6 protein-coding genes are annotated in these 17472 nt (G+C 37.1%); all 6 read right to left on the bottom strand.

Going from position 1 to position 17472, the window contains the following annotated elements:
• Positions 1–25: 25 nt before the first annotated feature.
• A complete protein-coding gene (locus F7734_RS22130; RefSeq protein ID WP_155746686.1) occupies positions 26–4714 on the bottom strand; it encodes a type I polyketide synthase in 4689 nt (1562 codons plus the stop codon).
• 41 nt (positions 4715–4755) lie between these two features.
• Complete coding sequence (locus tag F7734_RS22125) at positions 4756–7524, bottom strand: non-ribosomal peptide synthetase (RefSeq protein ID WP_155746685.1); 2769 nt, start codon at positions 7522–7524, stop codon at positions 4756–4758.
• Positions 7525–7705: 181 nt separating this feature from the next.
• Positions 7706–9025, bottom strand: coding sequence for a condensation domain-containing protein (locus tag F7734_RS22120; RefSeq protein WP_155746684.1), 1320 nt, complete (start codon positions 9023–9025; stop codon positions 7706–7708).
• A 4-nt stretch (positions 9026–9029) separates the two neighbouring features.
• The gene (locus F7734_RS22115) at positions 9030–14801 is read right to left on the bottom strand and encodes a type I polyketide synthase (RefSeq protein ID WP_155746683.1); all 5772 of its coding nucleotides are present in this window, start codon (positions 14799–14801) and stop codon (positions 9030–9032) included.
• Between the two features lie 148 nt (positions 14802–14949).
• Complete coding sequence (locus F7734_RS22110) at positions 14950–16020, bottom strand: HAD-IIIC family phosphatase (RefSeq protein ID WP_155746682.1); 1071 nt, start codon at positions 16018–16020, stop codon at positions 14950–14952.
• A gap of 255 nt (positions 16021–16275) precedes the next feature.
• On the bottom strand, positions 16276–17211 hold the full coding sequence (locus F7734_RS22105) for a cupin-like domain-containing protein (RefSeq protein ID WP_155746681.1): 936 nt from the start codon (positions 17209–17211) through the stop codon (positions 16276–16278).
• Positions 17212–17472 lie beyond the last annotated feature (261 nt).

The raw sequence follows: 17472 nt of genomic DNA, 5'->3' as shown, positions 1-17472 counted from the left end.
TCACCTATTTTATTGAAAAAATGCTTTAAAATCTGTCGATATTGCTTTTTCTTCGTTGCTTTTTCTTCTCTCTTCGTTTTTCACCTCTATCAAGACTAGACTGCCCTAAGTTTTTCTGATTTTCATCACCACTTATGATTTCAGCAAGAGAACTTATAGTAGGTCTGTTATAAATACTGACTATGGGAATTTGAACATTCAGTTCTTTTTGCAGCTGGGATGTAACCTGGACACTTATCAACGAATCACCACCCAGTTCAAAAAAGTTGTCATAAATTCCTATCTCTCCTATACCAAGGAGTTGTTGCCAAATTCTCGTAATTTTTTGCTCTATCTCATTTCTTGGAGGAACATATACTGTGGGTAAGTTTGGTCTTTGGTGATTTGAAATTAAATTTTCTTCTTTGAGTGCTTTTCTATTTCGTAAAAATTCTCGTTTGATCCATTGGTCAATCCTTGGTTGTAACTCTCCCGCAGAAACAATTATCTGAAGAGTTGTATTTATAGATAATAAACGCCTCAAGACTTCTATTCCTTCCTGCGGTGTCATGCGTAACTTTTCTAACCCTAATCCAAAAGTAATATCTTGCTTTCCGTTGTCGTTCTCCTGCCAGGTATCCCAGTTAGTACTAATATAGGGGAACAAGCTCGTCTGGTTGTGCTTGTGAGCATAAGCATCCATAAAAAGATTAGCAGCAGAATAGGAAATTAATCCTATACCTCCCAAAACAGATGATGAAGAGGACGTTAATAAACAAAAATCTAAATTTTGACCTCGCAAAACCTTTTCTAAAACAAATAGTCCATACACTTTGGGATGAAATTGTGATTGGCTTTGATTTGTAGAAGTTTCTTGGATAGTGTAATAAGCATCGTCATTAATTCCCGCTGCATGGATTACACCATGAATTTCACCGAAGTGTTCCTTAGCTAATGCTATAGCTCTTTGCATTTGTTGTTCGTTAGCGACATCAGCACTGATAACCTGAACTTCTGCACCTAATTCCTCAAGCATCATTACTTTCCGAAGTTTTTGGCTAACTTCATTGGACTGATCGTGAGTTAGCAGCCATTGAGACCATTGATGTCTTTCAGGTATGTCCTTTCGCCCGATCAAAACTAACTTAGCCTGCATTGTTTTTGCCAAGTATTCTGACATTGCTAAACCAATGCGCCCAAGCCCACCAGTGATTAAATAAACGCCCCCTTTCCTCAACTTGGTTTGGCTGGTAATGCTTTCATCTATATGTAAAGCTTCATAGATTTTAATCCAGCGATGATTTTCACGATAAGCAATTAATCTATCTGTGACTGGTGCTATTAGTTCTGTCAGCAGATAATCCATCAATCTTTGCGATTGTTTACTTCCAGATTCTGGGAAAACAATATCGACACAACAACAAGTGATATTGAGGTACTCTTGTGGGATTACATTACATGACCCTAATATGGTTGCCTTCTCAGGGCATAAATTCTCACTGCCAGTTATATCATGCACATTACTGGTAACAACCATCAGCTTCATTGGCTCAATTATATTTTGCTTTGCTAATGCTTGTGTGAGAAACAGCAGACTGTAAAAACCGAGATTTTGACAATGTTCAAAAAATTGATACCTTGATTGTAAGGGTGTTTGTTCAGATAATTCTTGACCCGATAAAATATCTTTGGGAGTAACGCTCCAAAAGTGGGCGATCGCTTGTGGTGTCCAATCCTGTTGTTGTAGTGCTTCAAGCAAAGCATCATAGTTATCCCTTTGTTGGGGATTAATTGCATATGTATAGTCATTGAGTTTCGCAAAATTATCTGCAATTCTAACGACAATCACATCCTGATCCTTTTGCTTGAGCCTTTCAGCAACCTCTACTCCTACTCCATAGGTATCAGCAAACACCAACCAACATAATTTTTGTTCCAAGGATTTTTCCTGTTGGAAAAGTTCTAGCGGTGTGGATTCTTTCCAGCGAGGAACATAGAACCAATCAGCAATATCCGGCTTTTTGTCCATTGATGGCTGTTGCATCCTAGCCAAAGTCGCATTTTGGTTTAACTCAATCCAATAGCGTTGGCGTTCAAAAGGATAGGTTGGTAAAGGAATGCGATGACGGCGCTCATTAGTGTAAAAACCAGACCAATCTACTTTCACACCAAATAGCCACAGCTTACCTAAACTATTAAGTAAAAATGCGACATCAGACTCTTGCTGTTGAGGGTGGCGAAGTGATGTCAGCACTAAAGATTCTTCTTTTTGATGCTGTTTAACAAAAGTGCTTAACGTTCGTCCTGGTCCTACCTCTAAGAATAATGTTTCGGGTGTTTTTACTAACTCAGTAATCCCTTCGCAAAAACGTACAGGCTGTCTCAGATGTTTTGCCCAATAATTAGGGTCTGTTGCTTCGGCTGTTGTAATCCAAGTACCGCTGACGTTGGATATAAAAGAAATTTTCGGTGGATTTAGTTTGACCTTTTGTAACGACCGGATGAAAGTCTCAATGATGGGTTCCATCATTTGAGAATGAAATGCGTGGGAAGTATGCAAACGTCTACAATTTACACCTATTTGTTGTAGCTTCTGTTGCAATTGGTCTATTGCTTCTGTGGAACCCGATACTACGCAGGAAGAAGGTGCATTAGTTGCAGCTAGAGATACTTCCTGCTTTAGCAGTTCTTGTACCTCCTTTTCTGGAAGCCCAATTGAGAGCATCGCACCACCAGGTAACTGCTGCATCAGTTTTCCTCGTGTTGCTACTATCCCCAAAGCACCTTCTAAAGAAAAGACTCCAGCCAAAGTAGCAGCTACGTATTCTCCTATACTGTGACCAATCATCATCTCAGGGTGTACACCCCATGTCATCCACAACTTGGCTAAAGCATATTCGATCACAAACAGCGCTGGTTGAGTAATTGCTGTTTGTTGCAATTTTTGTGTTGCTTCTTGAGCTTTTTCTTCGCTGGGATAAAGAACTGTACGCAAGTCCAAGCCCAAGTGAGGTTTGAGCAGTTCGCAGCAGTAATCAAATTGCTCTCTAAATACGGTTTCGCTCTCGTATAATTCCCGACCCATATTTACATATTGCGAACCTTGTCCGGAAAACATAAATACAATCGGACGATTACAAGGTTCTTGATAATGGGTGAAAGCTCTTTGAGGGTCTTTTAATGCATTGATTGCATCTTCTTGAGTTTGGCAAACTACCATGCGGCGATGGTTCAAAGTCCAGCGACCCACTTGCAAGGTATGAGCAACATCAGCAAGATTTAAATCTGGGTGTTCCTGGAGGTAATTAGCCAGATTATCTGTAGCAGTTTCCAGTGCTGTACTTGTCTTAGTTGAAAGTAATAATAACTGCCAAGACCTTGAAGGGCTTGAAGGTTTAGGTATAGGAGCTTCTTCTAAAATTACATGGGCATTTGTTCCACCAAAACCGAAGGAGCTAACACCCGCACGACGAGGAGTACCATTAGTTTTCCACTCAGATAATTTGTTATTTACATAGAAAGGACTGTTTGCAAAGTCTATCTGGGGTGATGGTTCTTCAAAGTTTAAACTAGGCGGGATTTGTTTGTGTTTTAAGGCTAGTACGGTTTTAATCAAGCCTGCAACCCCAGCAGCGTCATCCAAATGTCCGATATTAGTTTTCACAGAACCAATTGCACAAAAGCCCTTTTTCTGAGTTGTTTTGGTGCGAAAAGCTTGTTTCAGGGCAGCAATTTCAATCGGATCGCCCAGTGTAGTACCTGTTCCATGTGCTTCAATATAGCTAATGGTATCGGGTTCAATTCCAGCCATATCTTGAGCATCTCTAATTACCTTTGCTTGACCATTTACACTCGGTGCTGTGTAACTAACTTTATCCGACCCATCGTTGTTAATCGCAGAGCCTTTGATGACCGCATGGATGCAATCTCCATCTGCTATAGCCTCTTCTAAACGCTTTAAAACTACAATCCCTAAGCCCCTTCCTCTGACAGTTCCTTTGGCTTTCGCATCAAAAGCACGGCAATGTCCATCGGGAGATTCTATTCCTCCCTCTTGGTATAAATAACCTAATGCTTCTGAGATTGAGACTCCTCCAGCCAAAGCAATATCACATTCGCCACTAAGCAAACTTTGGCAGGCTAAATGTACAGCAACTAATGAGCTTGAACAGGTGGTTTGAACCGTATAACTTGGTCCAGTTAAGTTTAATTTGTAAGAAGCAAATGTAGTATAATAAGCTGGAGATACCCCTTTTTCTATTTGTTTATCACCAACAGAAGCAATAATATCGTTGTTTGAATAAATATTAAATAAATAATTGCTGAAATTAGCACCAGCATAAACTCCAATTGGCTTATTATAAGCTTCACAACTGTAGCCAGCATCTTCAATTGCTGTCCATGCATATTCTAAAAAGTGACGCATTGAAGGTTCCATTACTTCAGCTTCCCTAGGACTAACACCAAAGAATGAAGCATCAAACAAATCAATACCTTCAACTGCACCCTGTGCCTTAATATAGCTAGGATTTTGGAGAAGAGAAGAATCTACGCCCAAATCTTTTAGTTCTTGGTTTGTAAAAAAATGAATTGATTCTACTCCGTTTTGGAGATTTTTCCAAAAGGTATCAATATTTTTAGCTTTTGGAAAACATCCACTTAAACCAATAACAGCTATCTCTAAACCAGTTCTAATACTTAAAAAATCATTTGATTTATCCATTGAGTTTTCCATAATTTCATCCTAATAAAGCAATTAACGCCTACATGAATTCATTAATTATTTTTTTGCTTTCTTTGTTCTAAACGCTGTTTTAATCTTGTTTTTCCGGCTTCCATATTCTGATTTCGTTGATTACGTTCATAAGCAAATTCATACTCATCTTCTACTTGACTTAAATATTGCGACAAGGAGTTGATTGTCGGGTATTTAAAAAGGTCAGTTATGGATAATTTTGCTCTAAATACTTCTCGCAACTTGCTGTAGACTTGAAGCACATTTAAAGAATGTCCACCCAGATCAAAAAAGTTGTCTTGAATTCCTACTTTGTCAATCTTAAGTATTTTCTGCCATATATCGGCAATAGAGCGCTCTACCTCATTTCTCGGCTTAACATAATTAGTTTCCAGTTCTGGACGAAGATTGTCTGGTTTAGGTAGAGCTTTACGATCTATTTTCCCGCTTGGTGCTAAGGGGAGATTTTCCAACATTATAAAGGCAGAAGGAAGCATATGATCAGGTAATTTTTCCTTCAAGAAGCTACGTAATTCACTAATACTAGGTACTGGCTCTGTCTTTGCAACCACATAGGCAACTAGTACCTTATTATCTACTTCCTCTTCATAGACCGCAACTACATTTTCACGTACATTCGGGTGCTGACCCAAAAACGTTTCAATTTCACCAAGTTCAACCCGAAAGCCACGAATTTTCACCTGATGGTCAATTCGTCCGAGAAATTCAATGTTTCCATCAGGAAGCCATCTTCCTAAATCTCCGGTTTTATAAATCAAATCAGCACGATTTTTTGGTAACTTTTTGCTGGCATCTGTAAACGGATTCTCAACAAAGCTTAATTTCGTTTTTTCTTCGTTTTTCCAGTAACCAGCACCCACACCGATTCCCGATACGCAAATCTCTCCTGGAGCACCAATCGGTAATAATTTCATTTGCTCATCCAGGATGTAGAGATTTAAGTTGGCGAGCGGTTTGCCAATGGGAATAGTTCGCTGGTTTTCTGGCAAGGGCTTGTCAACGATAAACTGGGTAATATCATCAGCAGCTTCGGTCGGACCATAAGCGTTAACAATTTTGATTTCGGGATATATTTGCAGCCACTTATTTACCCAATTAACCGATACTGGTTCCCCGACAACCATCATCCATTTTAAAGACGGCAATTCTCTTTCGTTACTTGGTATCCCCGAAGTGTGTTCAAGCAACCCGCCAAATAATGCTGGTACTAATTCAACAACTGTTATTTCTTCTGATTTAAGTACTTTAAATAGTTGCTCAGGAATCGCAACAGTTTCAATATCTACTATTACCGTCCTTCCGCCAATTAAAAGCGGTGCTAAAAACTGCCAAACCGAAATATCAGTTGAAGAAGGGGCGCTTTGCAGAAAACAAAATTCCTCGGTCAATTTCAACTCATCAAACTGGGCATAAATGTGATTAACTGCACCATCATGTCTAACTATTGCTCCCTTGGGTAGTCCTGTAGAACCGGAGGTATAGAGCGTATAAGCTGGGTCGCTAGCATCATTTATTGACTCTATATTTTCTTTGGGCAGGTTAATAAAACCAAGTTGATCGTATATTGTTAATTTCTGATGATGAGTTAGTTGTATGCCTTCGGGAATAACCCCGTCTAAACAAATAATCGATTTTAATTGAAGGCAGTTATCTATTAAGTCTGTCAAAACAGTTAATAAGGAAGTATCAGTTAAGAGAAACTTAACTTCGCTATTAGATAACATATATTCAATTCGATTTGACGGATAAGTGCTATCAATCGGTACATAAGCACCACCAGCCTTATATATACCCAGAATAGCGATAAGAAAATTTATATCACGGTCTTTAAATATGCCTACAAACTCACCTTTACCGAGTCCTAGTTGACGCAGCATTATAGCCAATTGATTAGCTTTTTCATTTAACTCTTGATAAGTTAGTTTTGTTTGTCTATGAACTACAGCTATATTGTTTGGAGTTTGATCTACTTGTTGTTCAAATAATTTATTGATCGTCTGCTCAATGGGATATTCTTTAGTATTGTCATTGAATTGTTTTAACAGATGGTACTGCTCGGAGTCTTTCAATAAAATAATATCTGATATTTTAGTATCAACATTATTGATAATACTTTCAATAACATTAGTATAATATCTACTAATCAATTGGATAGTCTCATCTTGAAAAAGGTGTTCGCTGTACTCTATATTTGCACTAATATTTTCATCGTTAATTAAAAAATAAAATGTAATATCATTATTGAGATGAATTAAATTATTTTTTTTATGAATATTTTCTAATAAAACTACTATATCAAAAAGTGAACAACGGTTCGGGCTTGTCGGTATTTTTAATAAATTAATTAATTCATCAAAATAATAGTTTTGATGACTGTAAGCACCGATAACTGCATCTTTAATTTGAAACAAAAAATCCTTGAATGATATCTCAGGTGTTACCTGAATACGTAAGGGAATAACTTTGCTACTTAAATCACTTGTACCAATTTCATCATAGATTGGTATGCCTACAATAACATCATTGTTTTGAGTATATTTTTGCAGCAGTATATTCAATGCGGATACAAGTATCAAGTACATTGAAAAGTAAGAACCTTTAGCTAGCTTCATGATTGCTTGAGATAAATCATAGGATAAATCAAAGTTAAGAGACTTATTTTTAGTATTAGAAAGCGAAGGTCTTATAAAGTCGAGAATCAAGTTAGTTTCTGGAAGTTCTTCAGATAATTTATTTATCCAATAAATCTTTTGATTTAAAAAGTTATCTGGGCGTAAATTTATATTCATGATTTCTCTTTTATCACTTTCACTAAGTATTAGTTAGGATGTAAGTATTTCAAGGATGAGGTAAACTTTGGTACACTATAATTAAAAACTGTAATAGTTTAACTGTAAGAAGTAAAAGCAAAATCAAAAGATACTTCTTTTTAAGCATTAAAGTTATTCTTCCTCCTCTATCTCAAAAATTTTAGTCTTGAATTTTTATATTACAATTATTTATCATCTGTTGCAAGATGATTTCAATATCTTCAAGTATTGCCACAATAGTAGCTGTTTCAAATCTTCTAGAATCATACGAAAAAGCGATGAATAACTCTTCGTCTGGATATATCACTAGATTTAGAGGATAATTACTTTTGTAATAGGTTTTATGGTATTCAATTTTCAAATTAATTCCACGGTCTTTTGCAAATCTCTTGACTGAAAAGTCTTCCATTACAACAATACTCTCAAATAGAGGTAAACTGCGTGGAATTTCACTCCATCCATGAATTTCTGTTAATGGAGTATACTCATAGCGACGTGCCTCAACTAGTTGAGTTTGTAAATACTGGAACCATGACAATAAAGGCTGTTGGTTATCTATATTGACATAGATTGGCAAAGTATTGAGAAATACACCAGCTATCGACTCTGCTGAATTTAAATCTACTGGTCGTCCATTAGCAGTACAGCCATATAATATATCCTTGCGTCTGCTATAGCGACTGAGAAGAATAGTCCAGATACCATTAAATATAGTTGCGAGTGTAAGACGGTTTTGTATGGCTAAAGATTGTATAGTCTGTGTATCCTCTGATGATAGTTTAATCTTTTCTTCATCGTATCTTTGCTCCTGAGTGGGTGACTGGTCAATTTTTTCGATGTAAGTAAGAGGAGTAGGTGTTTTAATACCCTGTAGTGCTTTCCGCCAAAAAATTTCGGTTTTAGATATATCCTGTTGTTTCAACCAGTTAATATAATCCTTATAAGGGCGAGTAGGTGCTAGAGGTATTTGCTGATTTTGAGAAAGTGCTTCATAGATTTGTACAAACTCCTTAATTACTAATGAATCTGTCCAACCATCTATAATCATGAAATGATAACTCCAAATAAATTGGTAGTAATCATCAGCAAGACGAATTAAAGATAGACGCATTTGGCAAGACTGGGATAACTCAAACCCTTGTTTGCGATCATCATCGATAAAAGATTGCAATTGATTTCCTTGTTCAACTCTATCTAAATGACGCCAGTCATAATGAGTTAGGGGTACTTTTACCTGTTTGTACACAACTTGTAGGGGATTTTCAATCTCTTCCCAATAAAAACCTGTACGTAAAATTGTGTGTCTATCAATTACAATTTGCCAAGCTTTTTCAAAAATATCGGCGTTAATACTGCTATGGATATTATATACTATTTGAAAAAAATAAAGCTGTGATTCATTTTCGTACAGACAGTGGAAGAGAACACCCTTTTGTAGAGGTGTAAGTTCATATATATCTTCTATATTTTCTGATTTCATATTTTTAAATTTTGTGGTTGATTTTTGCTAGAAACTGGTCTAATTTTTGTTTGCTCAAGTTAGCGTCTGGAAAGTCAGAAGGGGTATAAACAACTTTTTCCAAAGACTGACAGTGAGCAATGAGACGATGTAATGCTTCTATAAAATTTTCCGCTAGAGCTTCTATTGTTTCTTGTCGATGAGTATTTCGGTTATATGTCCAGTATAACTGCAATTTTTCTTTGACAAGAATTGCGGTAATGTCTAGTAAATAAGTTGGATTCTTTGGTCTACTGTAGCTAACACCTTGAGAATCTTGAGGAAGACTAAACAAAGACGAGGCTGATGTCATTTTGTCATATTGACCGAGGTAGTCAAAACTTACCTCACTTTGGGGGAAATTTTGCAGCTTTGATTGTATTTCCACTTCCTTACCTAAATACTTGAGTATCCCATAACATATACCTTTATTTGGAATATTGCGTAAGTAATCTTTAATGGTAATTAATGAATCCCCTAGGTCAGAACATTTTGTAATGTCCAAAATAACTGGGTAATAAGTTGTAAATGAGCCACAAGTACGAGATACATTTATATCTTTAAAAATTTGTTCTCGGCTATTTGTCTTAATATCTAAGCGCAGTTTATTTTCTCCTGTCCATTTTGCAAAAGCTTCTATCAAAGCCGTGATTAGGACATCCTTTATTTGGGTATTATATGCTTTGTGGATATCATCAAGTAGAGCTTTTGTTTCTTGTTTATTTAGAGATACTGATACTACATCTACATTATCTGTAACATTTCCATCTGTTGAATAGTCAACAGGTAAGCACTTGAATGGTTTTTGTATTTCTTGGAGCCAATATTCTTGCTCTCGTATTATTTCTGATGATTGAGCGTACCTCTGTAGAAGTTCTGCCCATTGCACATATGATGTCTTACTATCTGGCAAATCTATTGCTTGATTTTGACTAATTTGCTGATAAGCTGTTTGCAAGTCTTCTAGGAAGATTTGCCAAGATACATTATCGACAGCAAGGTGATGAATGGTAATCAACAGGTAGCTAGGGTACTGTGTTCCTAAGTCAAAGAAGGCAAAGCTTATAAGTGAACCTGCAAATAAGTTTAAGCTTGCTTCTAGCTCCGTAGTGACAGATTCAATAACTAATTTTTGTTCAGCCTCTGTGAGTGCAGACAAATTTACTCGTTTCAATTCAATATTACCATGATAACTTGCATAAATTTGTTTCCAGCCAAATTCTTTTTCGACAAGACGTAGGCGAAATATATCGTGATGCTGAATCAAATGCTGTAAAGCCTGCTCTAACAAATTCGGATTGCATACCTGTTGTATTTCCAGTAGTAAAGACTGGTTACAACTATCTATATTAAGCTGGTTTTGTTCAATAAACCAATGCTGAACTGGTGTGAGGTTTAACTCTTTTGTTCCTAAATCCTCTTCTGGTTGGATAGTTTGATTAATACATATATCTGTTACTAAATCAGCAATTGTTTGGTGTTCAAAGAATTGTTGAGTTGTTAACTTCAATCCTAATTGATTTGCTTTGGCTGCTATTTGAATCGCGTTTATAGAATTTCCTCCTAACTCAAAAAAGTTATCGTGAATTCCTATGGATTCGATACCTAAAATTTCTTGCCATATGTCAGCAACCATCTCTTCTAATTTATTTGTCGGTGCAATATATTCAACCCCCAGGTTTGGTCTTTGGTGTTTTAAGAATGACTTTTCACTATTTGATAATTCTCTGGTTGGCAATGATTCCAGCTTAATCCATTCCTCTACTCTAGCTTGTAAATCTCCACTTGAGACAACAACTTGAGGCAATCCACACATAGATAGTAGCCTTTCAAATGCATCTATGCTATTCGTTTTCGATGTCATGCCATATCTATATAAAGATTGATGAGATATGTCCGTCACATTTTTATCTTGCTGTTCATCTTCTATTACCCAATCATCCCAATTAAAACTGCTCCAAGGGTAAAGGCTAGTTTTGTTATAGTTATGGGTAAAAGCATCCATAAAAATGTTTGCGGCAGAATAGGATATAAATCCTAAACCCCCCAACACAGATGATAATGAAGATATTAATTGACAAAAATCTAATTCTTGTCCTTGCAGGACTTTTTCCAAAACAAATAGTCCATAAACTTTGGAATTAAATTGGGATTGTGCTTGGGCTTTGGAAGTATCGATGATTACACAACCTGCTTTCTCTCCCGCAGCATGGATAACACCATTAATAGCACCAAATTGTTGAGTGGCGATCGCAACTGCATGACGCATTTGTTTCTCATCAGCAACATCAGCACTAATGACGAGAACCTCTGCACCTAAAGCTATAAGTGACTGCACTTTGCGAATCTTGCGGCTAATACTATCATCCTCATCATGATTTGCTAGCCATTCTTGCCACTCCTCTCTTTCTGGTAGACCTTTTCGTCCAAGTAGAATTAGTTTTCCCTGTACTGTCTGAGCTAGATATTCTGCCAATAATAACCCAATATTACCAAGACCACCTGTAATCAGATAAACTCCACCTTTTCTTAACTTATTTCTACTAACACCACTTTTATCTAAACGGATTGGTTCATATGTTTGAATCCAGCGATGATGACCACGGTAGGCGACAATGTTTTCAGTTGGCTGCGCTGCAAATTCTCCAATAAGATAATCTATGAATTTATTTGATAGCTGGGTTTGAGATTCTGGAAGTAAAATATCAAAACAGCAACAGGTAATGTTGGGATATTCCTGTGGAATTACCTTACATGGACCTAATATGGTTGATTTTTCAGGGCATAAATTCTCACCGCCTGTTACATCATGTATATTGCTGGTGACAACCATCAGCTTGATTGAGTCGGTTATATTCTGCTTCACCAAGGCCTGTGTCAAAAACAGTAGGCTGTAAAAACCAAGGTTTTGACAATCTTCAAAAAATTGATACCGTAATTGTAACTGTGTTTCTTCACATAGCTCTTGAACAGATGAAGCACCGCTGGGAGTAACGCTCCAAAAATGGGCTATTCCCTGTGGAGTCCAATTCTGTCGTTGTAGTGCTTGAAGCAGGGCATCATAATCATCCCTTTGTTGGGGATTAATTGCATATGCACACTCACCAAGTTTGGCAAAATTATCTGCAATCTTGACGGTAATCACATCCTGACCCTGTTGTTTGAGACTTTCGGCAACCTCTGTTCCTATTCCATAGCTATTGACGAACACCAACCAACATGATTTTTGTTCTATCAGTTTTTCCTTTTGGAAAAGCTGAATAGGTGTGGACTGTTTCCAGCGAGGAATATAGAACCAATCAGCAATATCTGGTTGTTTGCCTAACTCTAAGGTTTCTTGCAACTTGATTGCTATAGTTGTATTTCGATTTGGCCCCAGCCAATAACGCTGACGCTCAAAAGGATAGGTTGGTAAGGGGAGGCGATGACGGTATTCATTGGCGTAAAAACCTGACCAATCAATCTTGATTCCCATCATCCAAAGTTGACCCAAGGTATTGAGTAAAAATGCTACATCTGAATGCTGCTCGTGAGGATGGGGTATTGAGGTTAGTATAGTCAATTCTTCAGTACTCAAAGTCTCTCCACAACCAACTTCTAGTAGAATTCGCTGACTGTCTTTGAGTAACTCGGTAATTCTTTCATTAAAATGTGCTGGTTGCTGTGGTTGTACCCAATATTTAGGGTCTGTTGCTTCAGCTTGAGTAATCCAAGTTCCACTAACATTAGATATAAATGGAATTGTCGGAGGATTGAGTTGAACTTTTTGTAACAACTCAGTGGAAAACTCATTCGCCACTAGTGCCAAGGCATCTTCAAGAGAAAAAACTCCGGCTAAAGTAGCAGCAACGTATTCTCCGATACCGTGTCCAATCATTGCTTGAGGCGAAATACCCCACGACATCCATAATTGAGCCAAGGCATACTCAATGACAAACAGTGCGCTTTGAGCAAAGCAAGTTTGTTGGAGTTTCTCTAGTGCGGTTTCCTTATCAGATTCGTTAGGATAAATTACGGATTGCAAATCTAACTCTAGATGTGGTCTTAATATGAGACAGCACCGTTCTACCTGGGCGCGAAACACTGACTCAGTTTCGTAGAGTTCTCTGCCCATATCTGCATACAACGCATTTACCCCAGGAAAGATGAAAGCAACGGAGCGAGTTCCTGACTCTTGCAATTGAGTTACAGCTTGTTGTGAGGTTGATTGATTCAATCCCCGAATTGCGTCTTGGACATCAGAGCAAATCAATATTCGCCGATGACTAAAGTCTCTGCGTCCGATTTGTAAAGTATAAGCGACATCTGCAAGATTAATATCGGGATGTAGCGTCAGATGTTGGCTAAGATTTTGCGTAGCAGTTGCTAACGCAGACTCGGTTTTTGCAGAGAGTACCAACAATTGCCAAGGACGAGAAGGACTAGAAGCTGGAAGTGTTGGGGCTTCTTCCATAACTATATGGGCATTTGTTCCCCCCATTCCCAAAGAGCTAACACCAGCACGACGTGGAGTTGAGCTCTTCCATTCCGTTAGCTTTGTGTTGACATAAAAAGGACTATTAGCAAAATCAATTTCAGGATTGGGCTGCTCAAAGTTTAAGCTTGGTGGAATCAATTGATGTTTTAGAGCCAGAGCAGTCTTGATTAATCCTGCAATTCCAGCTGCTGCATCTAAATGACCAATATTGGTTTTGACTGAACCAACAGCACAGAAATTCTTTTTCTCAGTACTGGCACGAAAAACTTTGGTCAGCGCGGCAATTTCTATCGGGTCGCCCAAAGCTGTACCGCTACCGTGGGCTTCAATATAGCTGATTGTTTCCGGTTCTACCTCTGCTAGCATTACCGCTTCGGCGATCGCTTCTGCTTGTCCATCGACGCTAGGCGCTGTATAGCCAACTTTCATCGCACCATCGTTATTGATAGCCGCACCTTTAATCACAGCATATATGCAATCACCCGAAGCGATCGCATCTTTAACTCGTTTGAGAACAACAACTCCTACACCATTACCAATGGTCGTTCCCTGTGCTTTGGCATCAAAAGCATGACAATGACCATCAGGTGATAGTGGCCCTCCTGGTTCATGCAAATAACCAGTTTTTTGTGGCAATCGAATGGAAACCCCTCCAGCCAAAGCCATATCGCATTGATAATTCTGCAAACTTTGGTATGCGAGGGTAGTAGCAACTAATGATGTAGAACAAGCCGTTTGAACTGTAATACTTGGACCTGTAAGATTTAATTTATAAGAAACACGAGTTGAGAGAAATCCTTTATCATTACCAATCAACTTTTGGTATGATTCCCCAGACCCTAATTGGTCGTGATTTAAATCAAAAGAGAAATAGTTATTTAAGCTAGCACCAGCATAAACACCAATCCTGCTTTCACACTTAGTTGAGTCATAACCAGCATTTTCTAAAGCCGACCAAGCGCATTCCAAAAACAGGCGATGTTGAGGATCTGTGACTTCCGCTTCTTTCGGATTCAAATCAAAAAATCCAGCATCAAATAAATCGATATTATCTAAAATACCACCAACTTTCACATAATTACTATCATTTACCAACGCTGCAGGTACACCAGCAGCAATTAACTCTTCATCTGTAAATAAAGATAATGACTCCACCCCATCTTGTAAATTCTGCCAAAAAGACTCTACGCTGATGGCTCCAGGAAAACGCCCCGCAATCCCGATAATAGCAACTCCCTCCATTAACTCATAATTTTTATCAATTTCATCTTGCTTATTCATAATCATTAAACCTTTATTGCTTTTCTTAACTTCAAACTATTGACTCTAAATCATTATCTGCTCTTTCCATCTGTGTTTTCTGGCTTCTGTGGTTCGTTTCACCAAAATTCAGCGGATCTTCAGAGAAAATTGAATTCAATATAATAGCTTAATCAATCACTTGAAAATTTACGTATCCTGGCACATCTTGAATCCGAATTAAATCATTTTCAAAAACTACCAAATTGCCATTCTTCTCAATTTCCTTAAACCCGGCAAACTTATAAGATATGTACATCATTCTGTTGCGATCATTTGATACAAACTCTGCTAAAAGACGAACATTATTGTTTTGAGCCAGCCTCATGACATGATTCAACATAATTGTCCCAACTCCCCTCGACATCACCCGACAAGACATCAGCAACAACTTGATTGTCCATATTTCTGCTTGGCATTCAATCAGAACTAAACCTATCTTCCCATAGCTACCATACTTATCTTCCAGACTGGCAATCAGCAGTTTATGGTTTTCTGAAGAGCGAAAATGATTCAGTTCATCGTAAGAATAAGTATAACCAGTTGTATTCAATTGGTTAGTTCTTAGTGTTAACTCTTCTGCACGTTGCAAATCCTCTTCTTTAGCAGAAGATATAGTGAAATTCATCTTGAGAGTAGCTAAAAATTCGTCTGCTGTGCCAACAAATTCTTTCTCTGCATTTTGACGCTCAATATCACTAATATACATCAACCTTCTAATCTGTGAATCTTCCGTAATAAACCGGGGATTCATGACAGGCATATCTAAAATTGTTCCTATCTCATCTGCGTTAATACAAAGAATTTCGGGTAAGGAAAACTTTACTTCTTCTAGTTCAAATAATTGGTCGTCGATGAAGGCGATCGCATCCAGACCAATATTCAGTAACTTAGCAATTTCTTTCAGGGAACTAGCTTTAGAGTTCCAATTTATTTGTGGATATAAAAAATACTCTTTTAAACCAAACTCTTCCAGTTTAGCTATTGCTGCAGTGTGTTCATTCTTACTAGCTATAGATTGTAGTATACCACGATTATCTAAAGTCTGAATCAAATTTACTATATTTTCTCGCAGAGAGACTTTCTCATCTTCCAGCAAAACTCCGTGCCATAGGGTATTATCTAAATCCCAAACGACACATTTAATGTTTTTTTTGTCTTTTTGTTTACTGTTTACGTCCTGCTCTTTAGTACTAATCATAGCTTAAATCCTTTCTACTAGTTTATTTTTCAAGCCTATAGAAACAGACGCTTGAAAGAACATAATCTCTATAGCCTGACTCAGAGGCAGCTATTATCTCTCCAGATGCAAAATTGGGAAGCCAATATTATTTTTAAGATTTATTTCCTCTGGTAAGTACATCATTGATGGTTTAAAGTCGAATTTGCTATTTCAATTATTGACTCGGCGATGGTAATTTATTGAATTTGAGTACTAGCTTCCATAATTGCTTACTTATTTTAGGGTATCTGTAAAATTCGTAGGTAAAATCCAACTTTTAATTAGGGCTATAGTATTCGATAAACTTTCTTTAGAAGAGGTTGCATGATAAAGATAATGAGGTGCAATATTTAGAACAGTTGATAAAAGCTTTTTTTGCATGAAAAAATCTTGAATTTTAAAATCGTAAAAAAAAGATAATGATATATTTTCATCTACTGCTGTAACATGATGCCACCAAAAAGCTGGTATGTAGAGTATTTCTCCCGGTTGAAGTATAACTTCTATTTTGTCTTGCCAAGGAAATTTGGGAAATAATTCTAAATCATAAAGATGCGGAAGTACCTTACTATGATGTGCATATCCAGTGCTATCCTCAATAGATGGATAGAATGACAAATAATCTGAAGGAGAAAATAAAAGCAATTTTTTTCTACCTCTAATTTGAGCAAAAAGATTATGCATTCCGTCAAAGTGAAGGGGAGTAGTTGAAGTATGACCTTTACTTGAGCAACCATACCAAAACTGAACAAATGGTTTCCTATTGAAGTATCCTTGATAAGTTACATCTCCAACAATTTCAGGAAACCACTCTTCAAAAGGTCCTTCACCTAAATAAAATCCTAAATCATGATTATTGTTTTTTCCATTAACTTCATTTTCTATATAGTCAATGTACTCGCTAAACTTCATTTCTTTCCTATTGACAAAGCCTTCACCATTAGCAAATTTTCTATCATTATAGAAAAAGTCTTTATCACGAACCTGTATTGACACTATTTTATTTCCACATTGTTCTCGAAGATAATTGTTAGACCATTTATTACAAGCATCCCAATGTGTAGAGACATCTTCAATTATAAAAGGTTGATATTTCTTCCACATCTCTAAAAATTGCTTTTTACTAGGATTTTTGATTCTCAAAATTTTTTCAACAGCGTGAGTTTTCATAAAACACCTATATCATTACTGGTTCAAAGTCGAATTTACTGTTTCAATTGTTGACTTGGTGGTGGCAAGTAGGTCGGTGTTAAAAATCGTCGTTATAACAAGGCAGGAGGCAGAAGGGAAGAGGTCTTTAGGCAACTTTACTTTTCATTACATTTGGTTTATTTACACCGTTCTACTTAATTTCTTGAATTTCGGCGTTCTAATTGAAAGTATGAATATGTCTTAAACAGAAGAAAAAAAAGCAAATAATCGTTGTTTAAT

The organism is Scytonema sp. UIC 10036 (assembly GCF_009725235.1).
Note: the sequence above shows the minus strand (reverse complement) of the source record. Positions and strands in the feature narration are given on the sequence as shown.